At 47.0% G+C, this 17195-nt stretch carries 19 protein-coding genes and 2 tRNA genes; 12 read left to right on the top strand and 9 right to left on the bottom strand.

Annotated features, from left to right (window positions below; genetic code table 11):
• Positions 1–34 precede the first annotated feature (34 nt).
• The 3 genes from QEO93_RS06100 to QEO93_RS06090 are packed head-to-tail and all read right to left on the bottom strand — an operon-like array spanning position 35 to position 2318.
• The gene (locus tag QEO93_RS06100; protein ID WP_143445763.1) at positions 35–172 is read right to left on the bottom strand and encodes a FeoB-associated Cys-rich membrane protein; all 138 of its coding nucleotides are present in this window, start codon (positions 170–172) and stop codon (positions 35–37) included.
• Complete coding sequence (gene feoB, locus QEO93_RS06095) at positions 169–2040, bottom strand: ferrous iron transporter B (protein ID WP_085815656.1); 1872 nt, start codon at positions 2038–2040, stop codon at positions 169–171. The genes QEO93_RS06100 and feoB overlap by 4 nt, the downstream gene beginning before the upstream one ends.
• Before the next feature lie 2 nt (positions 2041–2042).
• Positions 2043–2318, bottom strand: coding sequence for a FeoA family protein (locus QEO93_RS06090; RefSeq protein ID WP_085815655.1), 276 nt, complete (start codon positions 2316–2318; stop codon positions 2043–2045).
• A 164-nt stretch (positions 2319–2482) separates the two neighbouring features.
• Here QEO93_RS06090 and QEO93_RS06085 point away from each other — a divergent pair, with 164 nt between their 5' ends.
• The 4 genes from QEO93_RS06085 (at position 2483) to QEO93_RS06070 (ending at position 4699) form a co-directional block, all read left to right on the top strand.
• On the top strand, positions 2483–3739 hold the full coding sequence (locus tag QEO93_RS06085; protein WP_032137290.1) for a lipoprotein-releasing ABC transporter permease subunit: 1257 nt from the start codon (positions 2483–2485) through the stop codon (positions 3737–3739).
• On the top strand, positions 3732–4424 hold the full coding sequence (gene lolD / locus QEO93_RS06080; RefSeq protein ID WP_032137231.1) for a lipoprotein-releasing ABC transporter ATP-binding protein LolD: 693 nt from the start codon (positions 3732–3734) through the stop codon (positions 4422–4424). Before QEO93_RS06085 ends, lolD begins: the two co-directional genes overlap by 8 nt.
• Positions 4425–4524: 100 nt before the next feature.
• Positions 4525–4600, top strand: a tRNA-Thr gene (locus QEO93_RS06075).
• A gap of 23 nt (positions 4601–4623) precedes the next feature.
• Positions 4624–4699, top strand: a tRNA-Thr gene (locus tag QEO93_RS06070).
• 148 nt (positions 4700–4847) lie between these two features.
• Here the strand turns inward: QEO93_RS06070 and QEO93_RS06065 are convergent.
• Together QEO93_RS06065 and rfaE2 are read right to left on the bottom strand one after the other, a co-directional pair.
• A complete protein-coding gene (locus QEO93_RS06065; protein ID WP_032137230.1) occupies positions 4848–6080 on the bottom strand; it encodes an aromatic amino acid transporter in 1233 nt (410 codons plus the stop codon).
• A 238-nt stretch (positions 6081–6318) separates the two neighbouring features.
• The gene (rfaE2, locus tag QEO93_RS06060) at positions 6319–6810 is read right to left on the bottom strand and encodes a D-glycero-beta-D-manno-heptose 1-phosphate adenylyltransferase (RefSeq protein ID WP_085815654.1); all 492 of its coding nucleotides are present in this window, start codon (positions 6808–6810) and stop codon (positions 6319–6321) included.
• Between the two features lie 57 nt (positions 6811–6867).
• Between rfaE2 and QEO93_RS06055 the strand changes: the two genes are divergently transcribed.
• Both QEO93_RS06055 and QEO93_RS06050 read left to right on the top strand, forming a co-directional pair.
• The gene (locus tag QEO93_RS06055) at positions 6868–7026 is read left to right on the top strand and encodes a hypothetical protein (protein ID WP_157686313.1); all 159 of its coding nucleotides are present in this window, start codon (positions 6868–6870) and stop codon (positions 7024–7026) included.
• Between the two features lie 230 nt (positions 7027–7256).
• Positions 7257–7940: a response regulator transcription factor gene (locus QEO93_RS06050; RefSeq protein ID WP_032137228.1), complete on the top strand. Its 684-nt coding sequence runs from the start codon at positions 7257–7259 to the stop codon at positions 7938–7940.
• 32 nt (positions 7941–7972) lie between these two features.
• Here the strand turns inward: QEO93_RS06050 and QEO93_RS06045 are convergent, their stop codons facing one another.
• Positions 7973–8143, bottom strand: a complete 171-nt coding sequence (locus tag QEO93_RS06045; protein ID WP_245190650.1) for a hypothetical protein — start codon at positions 8141–8143, stop codon at positions 7973–7975.
• Here QEO93_RS06045 and QEO93_RS06040 point away from each other — a divergent pair.
• The 5 genes from QEO93_RS06040 to radA all read left to right on the top strand — a co-directional run bounded on the left by QEO93_RS06040 (position 8075) and on the right by radA (position 14791).
• Complete coding sequence (locus QEO93_RS06040; protein WP_245190649.1) at positions 8075–9478, top strand: sensor histidine kinase; 1404 nt, start codon at positions 8075–8077, stop codon at positions 9476–9478. The two genes, QEO93_RS06045 and QEO93_RS06040, sit on opposite strands and share 69 nt — an antisense overlap.
• Position 9479: 1 nt before the next feature.
• The gene (gene yaaA / locus QEO93_RS06035; RefSeq protein WP_032137227.1) at positions 9480–10244 is read left to right on the top strand and encodes a peroxide stress protein YaaA; all 765 of its coding nucleotides are present in this window, start codon (positions 9480–9482) and stop codon (positions 10242–10244) included.
• Positions 10245–10530: 286 nt separating this feature from the next.
• Entirely contained in the window at positions 10531–12744 is a 2214-nt protein-coding gene (locus QEO93_RS06030) for a RelA/SpoT family protein (protein WP_085815653.1), read from the top strand.
• Positions 12745–12897: 153 nt separating this feature from the next.
• Positions 12898–13326 carry a hypothetical protein gene (locus QEO93_RS06025; protein WP_032137226.1) on the top strand — a complete coding sequence of 143 codons (429 nt, stop codon included), beginning with the start codon at positions 12898–12900 and terminating at the stop codon, positions 13324–13326.
• A gap of 82 nt (positions 13327–13408) precedes the next feature.
• On the top strand, positions 13409–14791 hold the full coding sequence (gene radA, locus QEO93_RS06020) for a DNA repair protein RadA (RefSeq protein ID WP_085815652.1): 1383 nt from the start codon (positions 13409–13411) through the stop codon (positions 14789–14791).
• Between the two features lie 390 nt (positions 14792–15181).
• Here the strand turns inward: radA and vapC are convergent, their stop codons facing one another.
• Positions 15182–15583 carry a type II toxin-antitoxin system tRNA(fMet)-specific endonuclease VapC gene (gene vapC, locus QEO93_RS06015; RefSeq protein ID WP_032137224.1) on the bottom strand — a complete coding sequence of 134 codons (402 nt, stop codon included), beginning with the start codon at positions 15581–15583 and terminating at the stop codon, positions 15182–15184.
• Positions 15584–15585: 2 nt separating this feature from the next.
• Positions 15586–15810 carry a type II toxin-antitoxin system VapB family antitoxin gene (gene vapB, locus QEO93_RS06010; protein ID WP_032137223.1) on the bottom strand — a complete coding sequence of 75 codons (225 nt, stop codon included), beginning with the start codon at positions 15808–15810 and terminating at the stop codon, positions 15586–15588.
• A 143-nt stretch (positions 15811–15953) separates the two neighbouring features.
• Here vapB and rfaD point away from each other — a divergent pair, with 143 nt between their 5' ends.
• The gene (gene rfaD, locus QEO93_RS06005) at positions 15954–16955 is read left to right on the top strand and encodes an ADP-glyceromanno-heptose 6-epimerase (RefSeq protein ID WP_032137222.1); all 1002 of its coding nucleotides are present in this window, start codon (positions 15954–15956) and stop codon (positions 16953–16955) included.
• On the opposite strand, the gene QEO93_RS06000 is transcribed toward rfaD, so the two are convergent.
• Positions 16941–17123 carry a hypothetical protein gene (locus QEO93_RS06000; protein ID WP_032137221.1) on the bottom strand — a complete coding sequence of 61 codons (183 nt, stop codon included), beginning with the start codon at positions 17121–17123 and terminating at the stop codon, positions 16941–16943. The genes rfaD and QEO93_RS06000 overlap by 15 nt on opposite strands.
• Positions 17124–17195: the final 72 nt, after the last annotated feature.

Raw genomic sequence — 17195 nt, 5'->3', positions numbered from 1 at the left:
CAATCAAACAATCGCAGCCTGAAAACTTGGTTACTCAAGAACAACTCCCCTTATCACACCCACCGCAGTTCCCACAGCCGCCTGAAGCCTTTTTGCTTTTCCAAAAATATTTCCGCACCACAAAAGCCACCGCCGCCAACACGATAGCACCGACAATAATTTCCTGAATCATGATTGCACCCATGAAGTAATATGATAAGCCACAAAGGCAAAAAAGTAAGCCAAAGCAAAGAGATAACCCGTAATCAACCAAGTTTTCTTCGCAGAATTGGTTTCCCGTTTAATCACAGCGAGCGTTGCCAAACACATCGGCGCGAACACATACCACGCTAAAAACGCAAATGCAGTTGCCAAGCCCCAATCTTGCGCCACAATCGGAGACAGCGCATTTTGAATCGCATCTTCATCAGCCGCTTCAACTGCGTACACCGTACCCAGCGCCGCTACCACCACTTCACGCGCTGCCATACCAGGAATCATGGCAATGCACATCTGCCAAGTGAAGCCAATCGGCGCAAAAATCGGCTGAATGGCGCGTCCCAACATACCCGCAAAACTATAATCAATCGCTGCGCCCGTTGCGCCTTCTGGGGCGGCTGGGAACGTGGTCAAAGCCCACAAAATCACGCTCAGCGCAAAAATCACCGTGCCAGCGCGTTTCAAAAACGCTGCCACGCGTTCCCACAATGAACGCAAAATGTGGCGCAAGTTGGGTGTGCGGAAAGTCGGCAATTCCATTAGCAATGGAAATTGTTGCACGTTGCCTTGTCGGCGTGCCAAGCGTTTCATCACATACGCGGTTAAACCTGCTGATACAATCCCGAAAACGTACAACCCAAACAGCGTGAGCCCTTGCAGATTGAACACGCCCCAAACGGTTTGCTCGGGAATAATTGCGCCGATAATCAAGGCGTAAACAGGCAACCGCGCCGAGCAAGTCAGCATGGGCGCAATCGCAATCGTAACCAAGCGTTCACGCGGGTCGCTGATGGTTCGTGCGGACATCACGGCTGGCACGGCACACGCGAAACTGGAGAGTAGTGGGATAAACGCGCGTCCTGATAAACCGCTTTTTGCCAACACGTTGTCCAACATAAATGCGGCGCGTGGCAAATAACCTGAGTCTTCCAGCAGCAAAATAAACGCGAACAAAATCGTAATTTGCGGCAGGAAAACCAACACGCCGCCCACGCCAGCAATCACGCCGTTCACAATCAAATCGTTCAACACGCCTTCAAGCATTTTGGTGGCGACTTGTTCGCCCAGCCAACCAAACGCGCCTTCAATCCTGTCCATTACAGGCGCAGACCATGCGTACACAGCCTGAAAAACCAGCAGCAAAATCAGCAATAAAACAGGAATGCCAAACAATGAATGCAGCGATAACGCGTCTAATTTCGTGTGCCAACTCGGTAACTGCATGGGGCGCAAAACCACGTCTTTCAGGATTTCATCAACTTGCGCGTACAGTTTTTCCGTGTCTATCCGCGAAACGGCGTGTTGCTGCAAATCCGCTTGATTGACGGTAACTTGACCATTTTGTCGCGGTAATTTGGCAATTTCATCGCGCACAGCCTGAATGTCGCGTGAATGAATTGCCACTGTTGCCAATACAGGTACGCCGAGTTTTTCGGATAATTTCGCCACGTCCAATTTCAGCCCACGCGCTTGCGCCACATCAATCATGTTCAGCGACACAACCATGGGCAAGTTGAGCTGTTTCAGTTCCAAAATCATGCGCAGCGTCATGCGTAAATTGGTGGCGTCTGCCACGGCGATGATTGCGTCTGGGCGTTTGTCGCGTTTGCCTAGCACCACATCGCGGGTAACTTCTTCGTTTGGGCTAGTGGTGTGCAGGCTGTAAGTGCCAGGTAAATCAATGATTTTGATGTTGGGTTCACCTTTCAGGCTGCCTGAACGTTTGTCCACCGTAACGCCTGCGTAGTTCGCTACTTTCGCGTTTGCGCCTGTTAAGCCATTGAATAAAACAGTTTTACCGCAGTTGGGTGCGCCCACTAAAGCAAATTGTGCTGTTGCCATTTTCAGGCTGCCTTTTCTTCAGAAACGGAACACAAAATTTTTTTCGCTTCGGCTCGGCGCAGCGAAAATTGCGATTGATTGTCCAAGCGAACGGCGTAAGGTTCTACGCCAAAAATGCCTGTGGCAATGATTTGAATGCTCGTGCCTGAGTTGAAACCCAAATCAGTTAAGCGTTGGGAGACTTGCACGTCTAGTTCGCCAAATTCTGGGTTGGGCGCGATTGTTTGAATGGTTGCCAAGGTGTTTTTGGGCAGTTTATGTAACTCGAATTTCTCCATTTATTTTTCCTTTTTTGAAACGAGTAAGAACTATTATCAGTTTATTCTTGTCGTAATAAATGTGCAAATTCTCGTTAAATATGATTGATATACGTCAATGCAGCCTGAAAATCTTTCAGGCTGCTATAATCCGCCTTTCTTTATTTTTAACACAATACAAAAAAATGGCAACATTAGAAACTTGGATTGGTCTGCGTTATCTACGCGCCAAAAAACGGAGCGGCTTTATGTCGTTCATCTCGCTGATTTCCATTATCGGCATTGCGCTGGGCGTGATTGTTTTGATTACCGTGCTGTCTGTGGTAAACGGTTTCCAAAAAGATATTCGCGGCAAATTGCTCAACATTGCGCCCCACGCTGAAGTGGGCTACATGATGGGCGATGGCGAGCAAAACCAAAAATGGCAAGACCTGCAAAAAATGTTTGACGGCAAAAACGGCGTGATTGCCACAGCCCCTTACATTGCGGGACAAGGCTTAATCGCCAACCAAGGCGAAGTGCAAGGCATACAGCTGCGCGGCATTTTGCCAGACCAAGAACGCAAAGTGGTGGATTACGCAGATAACCTTGTTTCAGGCAGCCTGAACGATTTAAAACCCGATGAATTTGATATTGTGCTGGGCGAAAGTTTGGCGCAAAACCTAGGCGCAGAAATCGGCAACAAAGTAACCGTGATTACGCCAGAAGGCAACGTAACTCCTGCTGGTGTTGTGCCGCGCTTGAAACAATTTACCGTTGTCGGCATCGTGAAAACAGGCGCAGACGAAGCGGACAACAGCATGGCGATGATTCACATGGCAGACGCGCAAAAACTGTTCCGCGTGGACGATGCTGCCATTTCCTTGCGTTTGCGTTTGGCAGACCCACAAAACGCGCCTGCCGTTATGGAAAAATTACTGTCTGAAAACCAACGCCTAAACATTTGGGCGCAAAACTGGACGGACAATAATCGCAGTTATTTCAACGCAGTAGAAATGGAAAAACGATTGCTGACTTTGTTGCTGGCGTTCATTATTTTGGTTGCTGTGTTCAACTTGGTTTCATCGTTGGTTATGGCGGTTACTGAAAAACAATCTGATATTGCGATTTTGCGAACTTTGGGCATGTCACCACGCGGCGTGATGAAAGTGTTTGTGGTACAAGGCATGGTGGCAGGCGTAGTCGGCACAGCAAGCGGCACGATTTTGGGGCTGGCTTTGGCGGCAAACGTGGGCAAAATTGTCGCGTTTATTGAGCAAAATATGGGGCGCAAATTGGTTTCATCAAAAGTGTATTTTTTGGACTATTTGCCGAGCGATATTCACGCGTCTGATGTGATTAGCGTGATTTGTATTTCGCTGACTTTGTCTTTCCTTGCAACACTTTATCCAAGTTGGCGCGCGGCGCGTACCCAACCTGCGGAGGCTCTGCGTTATGAATAATATTCCTGTGATTGATTGCCAAAATGTTGCCAAAACGTATCGTGATGGCAGCCTGAATGTGGACGTTTTGCATGATTTAAATGTGCAAATTCAAGCTGGCGAAAGCGTGAGTATTATTGGGGCTTCAGGCAGCGGTAAATCCACGTTGCTGCATATTTTAGGCGGTTTGGACACGCCTACTTCAGGCAGCATTTCGCTCATGGAGCATGATTTAGCCACTTTATCGCAAGCGAAATTGGGACAGTTACGCAACCAATATTTGGGTTTTGTGTACCAATTCCATCATTTGCTGGCGGAATTTACCGCGCTGGAAAATGTGATGATGCCGTTGTTGATTGGCAAAATGTCCAAAGCGCAAGCGCGTGAACAAGCGGCAACGATGTTGGAAAAAGTAGGCTTGGGCAAACGCATGGAACATCGCCCAACGGAATTGTCGGGCGGCGAGCGTCAGCGTGCAGCGATTGCGCGTGCGTTGGTGAATAATCCGAAATGCTTGCTTGCCGATGAACCCACTGGCAACCTTGACCGCAAAAATGCGTGGGTGGTGCTGGATATGATGTTGGAATTGCAGGCGGAATTGGGAACGGCGTTGGTAGTCGTAACGCACGATGATGAATTGGCGACTAAATTCAATCGTGTTTTGACTGTACAAGAAGGTTCGCTTGTGCCTTTTCAGGCTGCCTGAAAAAATAAATGTGTTTTATAAATAATGAATTATTGATTTTTTGTAAGACAAGTCTTGTCAAAAAATAAAAAATACAGCATAATTCTCTCTTCTTTGGAATGCCGGTGTAGCTCAGTTGGTAGAGCACCTGACTTGTAATCAGGGGGTCGCGAGTTCGATTCCTGCCGCCGGCACCATTCCAAATAATCCTTTCTTTAAGGCCGGTGTAGCTCAGTTGGTAGAGCACCTGACTTGTAATCAGGGGGTCGCGAGTTCGATTCCTGCCGCCGGCACCATTCTTTATATTCCAGCTTTTTTAGCTGGAATTTTTTTATCTATAGAACACAAAAAAGCAGCCTGAAAATATTTTTCAGGCTGCTTTTGCCTTTTTGTCCAAATCTCTGATTTGGGTATAAAAGGGTATGCTGCAAGGCACTACTATTTCTATCCTTTAAACACCGGCAAAATATCCGCACGGCTGAGTAACTGCGCCAAAATGTTAATCACCCCAAACACAAACACCCAAATCACCAAACCCGTACCGCCATACACGCGATAACCTTTGCCCAAGCCGTGTTTTTTGCGCGAAGCGTACAACAGCAACGCAGGCACTAAACCCGTCCACACAGTTGCCGCCAAACCCACATAACCAATCACAGTTACAAAACCAGTCGGGAACAGCAAGCAAGCCACCAATGGCGGCAAGAACGTAATCGCCGCCGCTTTATTGCGACCAGAGCGCGAGTTATCAAAACCAAACAAATCCGTCAGATAATCCAGCAAACCCAGCGTTACGCCCAAGAATGAAGACGCAATCGCCATGTAAGAGAAAAAGCTAAGAATTTTCGCCATGCTGCCTGTGCTGGCAAATTTAGACAATTCGCCAATCAACACACCAATATCGCCGTCTGCCGCAATCACAGGCGCAAACGCAGAACGCGGCAAATTACCGTGAATCGCCAACTGCCATAGCGCATAAATCACCAGCGCAATCAGCGTCCCAATCCACAAAGCACGAGCCACTTTCGGCGCATCGCCATCAAAATATTTGAACAAGCTAGACACGTTGCCATGAAAGCCAAACGAAGCCAAGCAAACAGGTAAAGCCGTGCCAGCATAAATCCAGTAACGCGTGTCGGCAGGCGCGGCAGAATCCAGCAAAACAGGTATTTTCGCGGTGCTGAGCAAGCCGCTAGTCGCCCAGATAAACGTCAAAATCATGCCGCCGATTAACACGCTAGTAAATCTATCCACCACACGCGCAGACCACCACACGCAGCCTGCAAAAATCAGGAAAAACACCATTTGTCCCACCCATAAATTTTCGGCAGGGTTCAATCCAATCGCGGCTGTAGTTAAGTTGCTGCCCACGAAAATATAGGCGTAAGTAAGCAAATACAACACAAATGCTACCGCCATGCCGTTCACAATATTCCAGCCTTTGCCCAATAAATCACGGACTAAAGTGTCAAAGCTCGCGCCGCTAGGGTAATGCGTGTTCACTTCCAAAATCATCAAGCCTGAAGTGAGCATGGAAAACCATGTGTACAACAACACAAGCAAAGAGCCGAGAAACCACACGCCTGAAGTGGCTGTGGGGTTGGCGAGCATACCTGCGCCCACCACCGTTCCAGTGATAATCATTGCGCCGCCGAGCAGCGAGGGTTGTTTGGACATGAAATTTTTCCTTTCTTAAAAAATAGTTTTCAGACTGCAATTACATTTTGTTAAATTTAACGGTTTGCATGGCGTTGTGCCGCCATACCCACGCTTTTGATTGCAGGACTGTAACGGTTTCAGGCTGCATTAAAGTGGCTTGTAGGGTGTGTGAACGTGTTCACGCACCATTTGAAAAGCCTCATCGGTGCGTGCATACCGCACATACCCTACATTAATCGCAGCCTGAAAACACAAATCAGCCGCGAATTTTCGCTAAAGTTTTTGTAGTAGAAGTTTGGTGCAAAAACGGAATGCTGTGAACGCTGCCACCACGCGCCAGCGTTTCTTTTGCGCCGACAATATTTTCAGGCTGCCAATCGCCGCCTTTTACCAACACATCTGGCTTGATGAGTTCAATCAAATCCGCAGGTGTATCACTATCAAACCACGTTACAAAATCCACGCTTTCCAATGCGGCGGCAACGGCGGCACGGTTTTCCAGTGGGTTAATCGGGCGGTCTTCGCCTTTGCCTTGGCGTTTCACAGACGTATCTGTGTTCAACGCTAAAATCATGCACGCGCCCAATGTTCGGGCTTGCGCTAAATAGGTAACGTGTCCACGGTGCAAAATATCAAAGCAGCCATTGGTAAACACGAGAGGGCGTGGCAATTCTGCTAATTTTTGCGCGAGTTGTTTGGGCGATAGGATTTTGTTTTCAAACGCTGGAGTAGGGTATTGATTGTGCATTGTGATTGCCTTGTTAAAATATGTTTTTTTGAGTAAATATAACCGATTTTAGGGCGTATGGGAACAAATCGCAGCCTGAAAACTACAGATAATTTCAGTCATAAATTTAGTTTCAGGCTGCAAATTTTTGCATTTCACGAATTTGAAGCGTGGGTGTGGCGGCGCAACGCCACGTTCTTTAAAATTGAGAAAATGGTTTTCAGGCTGCATTTTTAAATTTTTTCAGGCTGCCTTGTGCGCTACTTTGCGTGATTTCGTGAAAGAGTCGTTTAAATAAAGGGTTGGCATTTTTTACTATTTATTTGTGTTTTCATTGGTTTAAATTGTAAAGACTGAGCCCAAATATGAAAAAAGCGCAAAACCATTAAACAAACAGCTAGAAATGTAAAGACGATGCTGATAAGATAGCTTTTCTTTCTCAACACTGATATTTAAAGGAAAACAGAATGAGTCGCGTGTTATTGGTAGATGATGATAATGAATTGACCGAATTGCTGACTGAATACTTAACAGCAGAAGGTTTGGAAGTGAATCGCATGCCTGACGGCGAAAGCGGTGTTCAAGAAATCTTGAACAATGGCAGTGAGTACGATGTTGTGGTGTTGGACTCTATGATGCCAAAAATGAACGGTTTGGACGTGTTGAAAACTGTTCGCGCACAAAGCAAAATCCCTGTGTTGATGCTGACCGCTAAAGGCGATGACATTGACCGCATTATCGGCTTGGAAATGGGTGCAGATGATTATGTACCAAAACCTTGCCAACCACGCGAATTGTTGGCGCGTATCAACGCGATTTTGCGCCGTTCGCAAACCGCACCTGAAGCGGCAAACGCTGGTAACAGCATTTCTGCAAGCGGTGTAACCTTGTTCCCATCAAAACGCCAAGCGATGATTGGCGACAATACTTTGGAATTAACCAGCACTGAATTTAACTTGTTGGAAGTGTTGATGCGCCACGCAGGTCAGGTTGTGAGCAAAGACAATTTGTCTCAAGAAGCGTTAGACCGCAAATTGGCTAAATTCGACCGCAGCATTGACGTGCATATTTCTAGCATTCGCCACAAATTGGGCGACGCTTCGTTGATTCAAACGGTTCGCGGTTTGGGTTATTTGTTTGTTAAAAACTAATTTTCCTTCATCAATTTCAGGCTGCTTGTATTTCAGGCAGCCTGAATTTTTTGTATCATTATGATTTTATTTTTCAGGCAGCCTGAAACATTATGAAACTCTTTCAACGCGTCTTTTTTACCTTTTGTACCGTTATCATCTGCACCGTCTTTTTTGTCAGCTTTGGCTTGTGGGCAGTGCAAACCCGCATGAGCGAAACCCACTCGCGCCAAATGCGAAACATGGAAAGCACCTTGTTGCTCAACACACTCATCACCCTGCAAGCACAAGGCGAAGATGGTGTGCGTCGCCTATTTCAACGCTGGGAAGACTTACCCGCTTCTAAAAACATCATCGTGATTTCAGGGCGCGGCAAACACAATATCTTGAATCGCAAAATCAGCGAAGAAGAAATCAACCAAGCCTACAATTATTCCCTGCAAAATCGCAATTCCACACTCGCTTTTGTGTATTACGACCCATTCGGCGAAGAATACCTGCTGTTCGTGCGCCATTTCGACCAGCCAAAAGTAGAGCGCATGCCAACGCTAATGATTCCTGGCTTACCAGTCGCCCCCATTTGGCATGAATTTATCGTTGTCGGCGTGATTTTCGTGATTGGTTTAACTCTTGCCTACTTGATTGCCAACAACGTCGCCAAGCCCATTAGCATTTTAGAAAACGGTATGAACCGCCTAGCATCAGGCGAGCTGACAACGCGCGTTTCACACCAGTTAGACGACCGCAAAGACGAACTTGCCAGTCTAGGCATTCAGTTCGACCGAATGGCAGCACAACTGCAACAACTTGTTGAAAAAGAACGCCATTTGTTACACCACGTATCGCACGAAATGCGCTCACCGCTTGCCCGATTGCAAGCCCTGTTAGGCTTAATGCAAGCCCGCCCAGAAAAGCAAAACGAATACATCGCCAAACTGGAAAGCGAACTCACACGCATGGATAACCTAGTCGGCGAATTGCTCACCCTATCGCGCCTAGAAACCGCCAACATGGCAATGGAAAAAGAGCCGCTGCCTATCGTCCCATTCATGGAACAGTTGGTAGAAGACAGCCAAGCCATTGCCGAACAACGCGGACACCACATCACATTAGACACAGGCAGCCTGAAAGAAGAAGCTCGATTGCAAGCCAATGAAAGCTACTTATATCGCGCCTTCGACAATGTTATCCGCAACGCCATGAACTACAGCCCAGAAGGCAGCACCATCAAAATCCAAATGCACGAAGACCGCAAAAACTTGCACGTGGAAATCACTGACAACGGACCAGGCGTCAAACCCGACCAGTTGCCACACATTTTCACCGCGTTTTACCGTGCCGACAGCAGCGCGAACAAACCAGGTACTGGCTTAGGCTTAGCCATCACCAAACACATTGCCGAACAACACTGCGGCAAATTGTTCGCCGAAAACGTGCAACCCAACGGCTTAAAAATGCACTTCGTGTTCCCCAAAACCACCGTGCCCAAACACAGCAAAAAAAACGAAGAGCCAACAGAAGAATACCAACCAGACCATTCAGGCAGCCTGAAAGAATAATATGTATTTTTTAATTTCTCCCGCCAAAAATCTCAACGAAAAAGCAGAAACGCTGCCAGCACAATACACACAGCCTGAAATGCTTGAACAGTCCGAAATTCTCATGCAAGACGTGCGACCACTCGCCCCGCAAGACATCGCCAAACTCATGCACGTTTCTGACAAAATCGCCTTGCTGAATGTGGAACGTAACCAAGTCTGGCAGCCCCCGTTTACCCCAGAAAACGCCAAACAAGCCCTGTATCTTTTTAATGGCGATGTGTACGACGGCATAGACGCACGCAGCCTGAAACCTGAGCAAATTCAATATTTACAGCAAAATTTGCGCATGCTTTCAGGCTTATATGGCTTGCTGAAACCACTCGATTTAATGCAACCGTATCGCCTAGAAATGGGCACCGCACTTGCCAATTCACGTGGCAAAAATCTGTATGAATTTTGGGGCAACCGCATTACTGAGCGTATCAACACCGAGCTGCACGAAAAGCAAGAAAACACCATTGTGAACCTAGCCTCACAAGAATATTTCAAAGCTGTGCAGCCTGAAAAACTGAATGCGCGAATCATCACACCAGTCTTTAAAGACGAAAAAAATGGCGTGTATAAAATCATCTCGTTTTACGCCAAACGCGCGCGTGGCTTGATGGTGCGTCATGCCGCGCAAAACGGCGTTACCGATGCTGAACAGCTCAAGCAATTTAATTTGGATGGCTATCAATTCAACGCCGCTGCGTCTTCAGAAAACGAATGGGTGTTTTTGCGATAAATGCAGCCTGAAAGAAACCGATTAAACAAGCTCGTTTAATTGGTTTCTTTATTTTTCAGGCTGCAATTTTTACAAAACTCATAAGGTGGGATTTATCCCACACCATTTTTGAACGATTTTGCAGCCTGAAAATAAATTGTGCTGATATTTTGCTATTGTTTTGGCGAGATAAATCCCACCTTGCGCAAGTTTCGCAAAGATTTCAGGCTGCAAAACCCTAGCCCATTGCTTTACATAAGGTTACAATGCTTTTTTACCTTTTAAACAAAAAAACAGGAGCAAACGTATGAGCGACATCAGTGACTTACAACAAGCCCTACAAGACTATGAAGCATACACCAGCAAGCAGCCTGAAAACACACAAAAACAACTGCGAAATGCCCTAGCGTACGCCCAAAAACACTACGCTAACTGCACCCATTTCATGGGCGAACCCGTTTTAACGCACGTTTTAGCGTCTGCCAAAATGGTTGCCGACATGGATTTGCTGCCTGAAGCCGTAGCCGCCACCGTGCTATCCGAATTCCCCGTGATTGCCAAACAAAAAGAATCCCCACTGGCAGCCGAGGCATGGGGCGAAATCATCACCGAGCAATGCGGCAACGCCATTTTTGAACTGGTACAAGGCATCGGCACGATTCACGAACTCACCGAATTTGCTCGCAGCGACAACCCTAAAACCCCCGAAGAACGCGCCGCCAAATCCGAAACCATGCGCAAAATGTTGCTCGCCATGGTGTCCGACATTCGCGTTGTGTTAATCAAACTCGCCTTGCGCACGCGAACCATGCAATATATGGCGTATGTGCCAGACAACCCCGAAAAACGCGCCATCGCACAAGAAACGCTGGACGTGTTCGCGCCGCTTGCCAACCGCTTAGGCGTGTGGCAACTCAAATGGCAGCTTGAAGACTTAGGTTTTCGTCACCAAAACCCAGAAGAATATAAACGCATCGCCAAATTATTGGACGAAAAACGCGTGGAACGCTTGGAATATATTGAAAATTTCCTGAACACCGTTCGCAGCGAAATGGACAAAATTGGCATTCAATACGATGTTGCGGGTCGCCCCAAACACATTTATTCCATTTACAAAAAAATGGTAAAGAAAAAGCTGGATTTTGACGGTTTATACGACATTCGTGCTGTGCGGATTTTGGTGAACACCGTGCCAGAATGCTATTCCACGCTCGGCATTGTTCACAGCTTATGGCAACCGATTCCGGGCGAATTTGATGATTACATCGCCAACCCGAAACCCAACGGCTACAAAAGTTTGCACACCGTGATTATCGGTCCTGAAGACAAAGGCATTGAAGTGCAAATCCGCACTTTTGAAATGCACCAATTCAACGAATTTGGCGTTGCCGCGCACTGGCGATACAAAGAAGGCGGCAAAGGCGACAGCGCATATGAACAAAAAATCGCATGGTTGCGCCAATTATTAGACTGGCGCGAAAACATGGCGGAAAGCGACAAAGAAGACTTAGCGTCCGCGTTTCAAACCGAATTGTTCAGCGACACGATTTACGTTTTATCGCCCAAAGGCAAAGTATTTTCTCTGCCCGTGGGTTCAACCGCGATTGATTTTGCCTACGCCATTCACACGGATTTGGGCGCGCGCTGCCGTGGTGCAAAGATTGACGGCAAAATTATTCCTCTGTCCACCCCTTTGGAAAACGGACAGCGCGTGGAAATCATCACCGCCAAAGAGGGCGAACCGTCTGTAAGTTGGTTGTATGAAGGCTGGGTGAAATCAACCAAAGCCATCAACAAAATCCGCGCCTACATTCGCCAACAAAACGCTGAAACCGTGCGCGAAGAGGGCAAAAACCAGTTTGAAAAAGTGTTGGCAAAAAGCAGCCTGAAACCAAATTTGAGCAAATTGTGCGAAAAACTCAATTTCAAAACGTTGGACGATTTATATACGGCGATTGGACAAGGCGAAATCACACCGCGCACCGTGCAAAAAGCCTGCGGCACGTTGGTAGAACCGCAGCCTGAACCCGTGAGCGAAACCACGATTATTAAAAAGTCCAAAATCAAATCGGGCGGACAAAATGGCGTCCTGGTAAACGGCGAAGGCGGTTTGCTGACCAATTTGGCGCGCTGCTGCAAACCTGTGCCGCCTGATGAAATTGTCGGCTTTGTTACGCGCGACAAAGGCGTGTCGATTCACCGTTCAGGCTGCCCTGATTTGCTGCACCTTGCCGAGCAATCGCCCGATAGAATTTTGTCGGCAAGCTGGGCGGAATTGGACGCAAATCAGATGTTTGCTGTGGATATTGAAATCCGCGCACAAGACAGAAGTGGTTTGCTGCGCGATGTGTCGGACGCATTGGCGCGGCATAAGCTGAATGTAACTTCGGTGCAAACCCACAGCCGCGATTTGGAAGTGAGCATGCGTTTTACGCTGGAAGTGCGCCAAATCAACGAGTTGCCACGCGTGTTGGCAACGCTGGCTGATGTGAAAGGCGTGAGCAGCGTGGCGCGGATTTAGAATGGTTTTCAGGCTGCGATTTGTGTTTTATCGCAGCCTGAAAATATTTTTGTAGGGTGTGCCACGCGCACCATTTTTTCAAATAAAACAATCTTTCAGGCAGCCTGAAAAATGTCCGCACTGCTATTTTCCACCCTCTGAAAGGAACCACAAATGAAAACATGGATTTTATTACTCGCATTGAGTTTTCCCATTTTCGCGCAAGCTAAAGCTGCTGAGAAAACTGTTTTCGCTTGCGCATTTGACAACGGCAAAAGCGTTCGCGTTAGCGAGCGTGGCGATGTTTACCGTTATCAATATGGCAAGGCAAACACACCTGAATTGGTGTTTGAAAATAATCGCGCCGAAGCGATTAAACGTTCGCCACGTTGGCAAGGTATAGGGCGAAATTTGTGGATTAATTTAACGTTGAAAAATGGTCAATATCAATACAGTTTAGGTTGGTCAATGGATAGATTAACGGACGAGCATGAAGAGAGTTATTTTTTAACAGTAGAACGCAATGAACAATTTGTTACACAACAAACTTGTCGTGCTAAACCAAAACCTATTTTTAATCCACCCGAAGAATTGCAATTATAATTTTCAGGCAGCCTGAAAATTCACACGAATAAAAACTTGTCGGGTTGCCAACCCGACCTGCACGACACAAGGAAAAAACCAAATGGCAAAAGCCCCAAAAATCCAATTCCAATGCACCGAATGCGGCGGCACAACACCCAAATGGGTTGGCAAATGCCCGCATTGTGGCGAATGGAACACGCTTTCTGAACAGCTAACCGCACCCGAACCCAAAAACGCGCGTTTCCAATCGTGGGCGGCGGAAACCACGCAAGTGCAAGAATTATCCAAAGTTACCGCCATGGAAGTCCCACGCGAAGCCACTGGCATGGGCGAACTTGACCGCGTGTTGGGCGGCGGTTTGGTGGACGGTGCGGTCATTTTGCTCGGTGGCGACCCAGGTATTGGCAAATCCACTTTGTTGTTGCAAACCATTGCTTTAATGGCGAAAAAACGCAAGGTGTTGTATGTGTCGGGCGAGGAATCGGCGCAACAAGTGGCGTTGCGTTCGCAGCGTTTGGGGCTGAATGCGGACGGCGTGAATTTGTTGGCGGAAATCCGTTTGGAGGCGATTCAGGCTGCCTTAAAACAGCACGAGCCGTCTGTAGTCGTGATTGACTCGATTCAAACGATGTATTCTGACCAAATCACGTCCGCGCCTGGCTCGGTGTCGCAGGTGCGCGAATGTGCGGCGCAACTGACGCGAATCGCGAAACAAATGGGCATTGCGATGATTTTTGTTGGACACGTTACCAAAGACGGCGCGATTGCGGGCCCTCGGGTGTTGGAGCATATGGTGGACACGGTGCTGTATTTTGAGGGCGATCAGCATTCCAATTACCGCATGATTCGGGCGATTAAAAACCGTTTTGGAGCGGCGAATGAATTGGGCGTGTTTGCGATGACGGAAACGGGCTTGAAAGGCGTGTCCAATCCGTCCGCGATTTTTTTGGCGAGCTATCGCGATGATGTGGCGGGTTCGTGCGTGTTGGTTACGCAAGAGGGTAGTCGTCCGCTTTTGGTGGAAATTCAAGCACTTGTTGATGATGCGCACGGTTTCACGCCGAAGCGTTTAACGGTGGGTTTGGAGCAAAACCGTTTGGCGATGTTGCTGGCGGTGCTGAATCGCCACGCTGGAATTGCGTGTTTTGACCAAGATGTGTTTTTGAATGCGGTGGGCGGCGTGAAAATCAGCGAACCTGCGGCGGATTTGGCGGTGATTTTGGCAATGTTGTCTAGCTATCGCAATAAGCCGCTGCCTGAAAAAATGGTGGCGTTTGGGGAAATTGGTTTGAGTGGCGAAATTCGTCCTGTGCCACGTGGGCAGGAGCGTTTGAAAGAGGCGGAGAAATTGGGCTTTAAACGCGCGATTGTGCCGAAAGCGAATTTGCCGAAAAACTTAAAAGAATTTCCAAATTTGCAGATTTATGGGGTGGAGAATTTGCAAGCGGCGGTGGGGTTGTGTCGGGATTTGGAAGATGAATAAATATTTTCAGGCTGCCTGAAAATATATAAGTTATTTATTACTTTTTATATTGCGTGATTTTTGTAGCTTTTCCTTCTATAAAACAGTTGTAGCTATACTTGTTGTCTTTTAATTGTACAGGATAGTTGCAAATTAGTTGATATTGTTGAGGTGTTTCACTTGGAGCAAAAGAAAAACCTATTTCAAGTGGTAATAGAATAGAAATTGCTGCAAATATAAAAGCAGTTATTAAAAAAATAGGAATAAAAGTTGTTCGTAGAAATTGCTAAAGACCAAATTGATTTTTGGTATTATTGTTTAGAGAATTATTCATAAGGATTCTTCCATAAATAACTAATATTAGAATAATATATTTATAGGTAAATGCACATTTCAGGCTGTCTAAACCATTCACTCCACCCAATTTTCCGTCCGCAACCCAGCCACGCAATTAAATTCACGCAAATTATTGCTAACCAAAATCAAGCCCTGACTGCGAGCATGAGCGGCAATCAACACATCATAAGCCCCAATTGGCGTGCCAGCTTTTGCCAATTCCGCCCGAATTTCTGCCGCGTGAGCCGCCGCTCGTTCATCAAAATCCAACACGTCCAAACGTGCCACCAAACCTTCCACATCAGCAAACGCTCGTTCACGATTCTGCGATTTTTCCGCCCCAAACAGCAATTCAGACAACACCACCGAGCTAATACACAGGCGATTACTATTCGCTTTGAAATGTTCGCGAACTTCGGCAGGGCGGTTTTTAATCGTGTAAATGCAAATATTCGTATCCAGCATATATTTCAACATAATCAAAAACTTTCACGTTCTGCTTGTGTGCAAATTTCACGCTCTGGAAAATCGCTTAATGGCGTTTGGTCAAACCAATCGTCCCACAAATTTTCCGCTGGCGTGAGTAAACGCGATTTGCCCAACACGACTACATTCACTTTTTGCACGTCATCAGGAAACGCAACTGCTTTGGGCAATCGCACGGCTTGGCTTTGATTGTTTTTAAATACAGCAGCTTGAGTCATGATTTTTTCTTTGTATATAGATGAGAGATATACAAATTTTAACGGTAAAATAATGGTTTGACAATTTTCAGGCTGCCTAAAAACTCCTTCAGGCAGCTTGAAAAATTATATAATGCGCTATTTCAAAATAAGGAAAAAACACCATGACCATCATCGTAACAGGCGCAGCAGGTTTTATTGGCAGCAACATCGTCAAAACTTTGAACGAGCGCGGCATTACCGACATCGTTGCCGTGGACAACCTAAGCAACGGCGACAAATTCCGCAATCTCGCCGACAGCGACATCGCCCATTATCTCGACAAACACGAATTTATCCGCCAAATCCGCGAACACCAATTCCCGTTTGACGACATCAAAGCCGTGTTCCACCAAGGCGCGTGCAGCGACACTATGAACTACGACGGCAAATATATGTTAGAAAACAACTACCAATACACATTGGACTTGCTAGACTGGTGTCAAGACGAGCGCATTCCGTTTTTGTACGCATCAAGCGCAGCGGTTTACGGCAAAGGCGAAACCTTCCGCGAAGAACGCCCATTAGAAAAACCGCTCAATGTGTACGGTTATTCCAAATTCTTGTTTGACCAAATTCTGCGCCAACGCATGGAAAAAGGCTTAACCGCCCAAGTTGTAGGCTTCCGCTATTTCAACGTGTACGGCATGCGCGAACAACATAAAGGACGCATGGCATCCGTCGCGTTCCACCACTTCAACCAATACCGTGAACAAGGCTTCGTAAACTTATTTGGCGCGTATGAACAATACGGCAACGGCGAACACAGCCGCGATTTTGTCAGCGTAGAAGACGTGGTAAAAGTGAATTTGCACTTCTTCGACCACCCCGAAAAATCAGGCATTTTCAATCTCGGCACAGGATGCAGCCAACCGTTTAACGACCTAGCCGCCGCCACAGTAAACGCCTGTCGCGTTGCCGAAGGTAAGCAAGCTCTGAGTTTAGAAGAATTGGTTGACCGTGAGCTAATTCGCTACATTCCATTCCCTGATTCACTCAAAGGTAAATACCAAAGTTTCACGCAAGCCGACATTAGCAAATTGCGCGAAGCAGGTTATGAAGACAACTTCTTTGACGTGGACGAGGGTGTGAGCCGCTATGTTCATTGGTTGTTAGAAAACCAATAATTCAAAACTTTCAGGCAGCCTGAAAAAGGAACAATCATGCACGAATGGCGTTACACCGTCCCCGCTTGCCCCGAAGCCTATCAACGCGCAAGTGCGGTATTCAATCAGCACGTTGTCCGCAGCGATAAAAAATTCTTGCGCAATATTTGGGGCATTTGGCTTATCCATACGCTAATTCTCGTGGTGTGCGCTATCGTGATTGGCTCTGCAACAGGGAAAATTCTTGGTGTGGCTAGTGTT

This window comes from Kingella negevensis, from assembly GCF_030177895.1.
In the GTDB taxonomy this organism is placed as follows: domain Bacteria; phylum Pseudomonadota; class Gammaproteobacteria; order Burkholderiales; family Neisseriaceae; genus Kingella_C; species Kingella_C negevensis.
The sequence above is the reverse complement of the archived record's forward strand: the minus strand, read 5'-3'. Positions and strand labels throughout refer to the sequence as shown.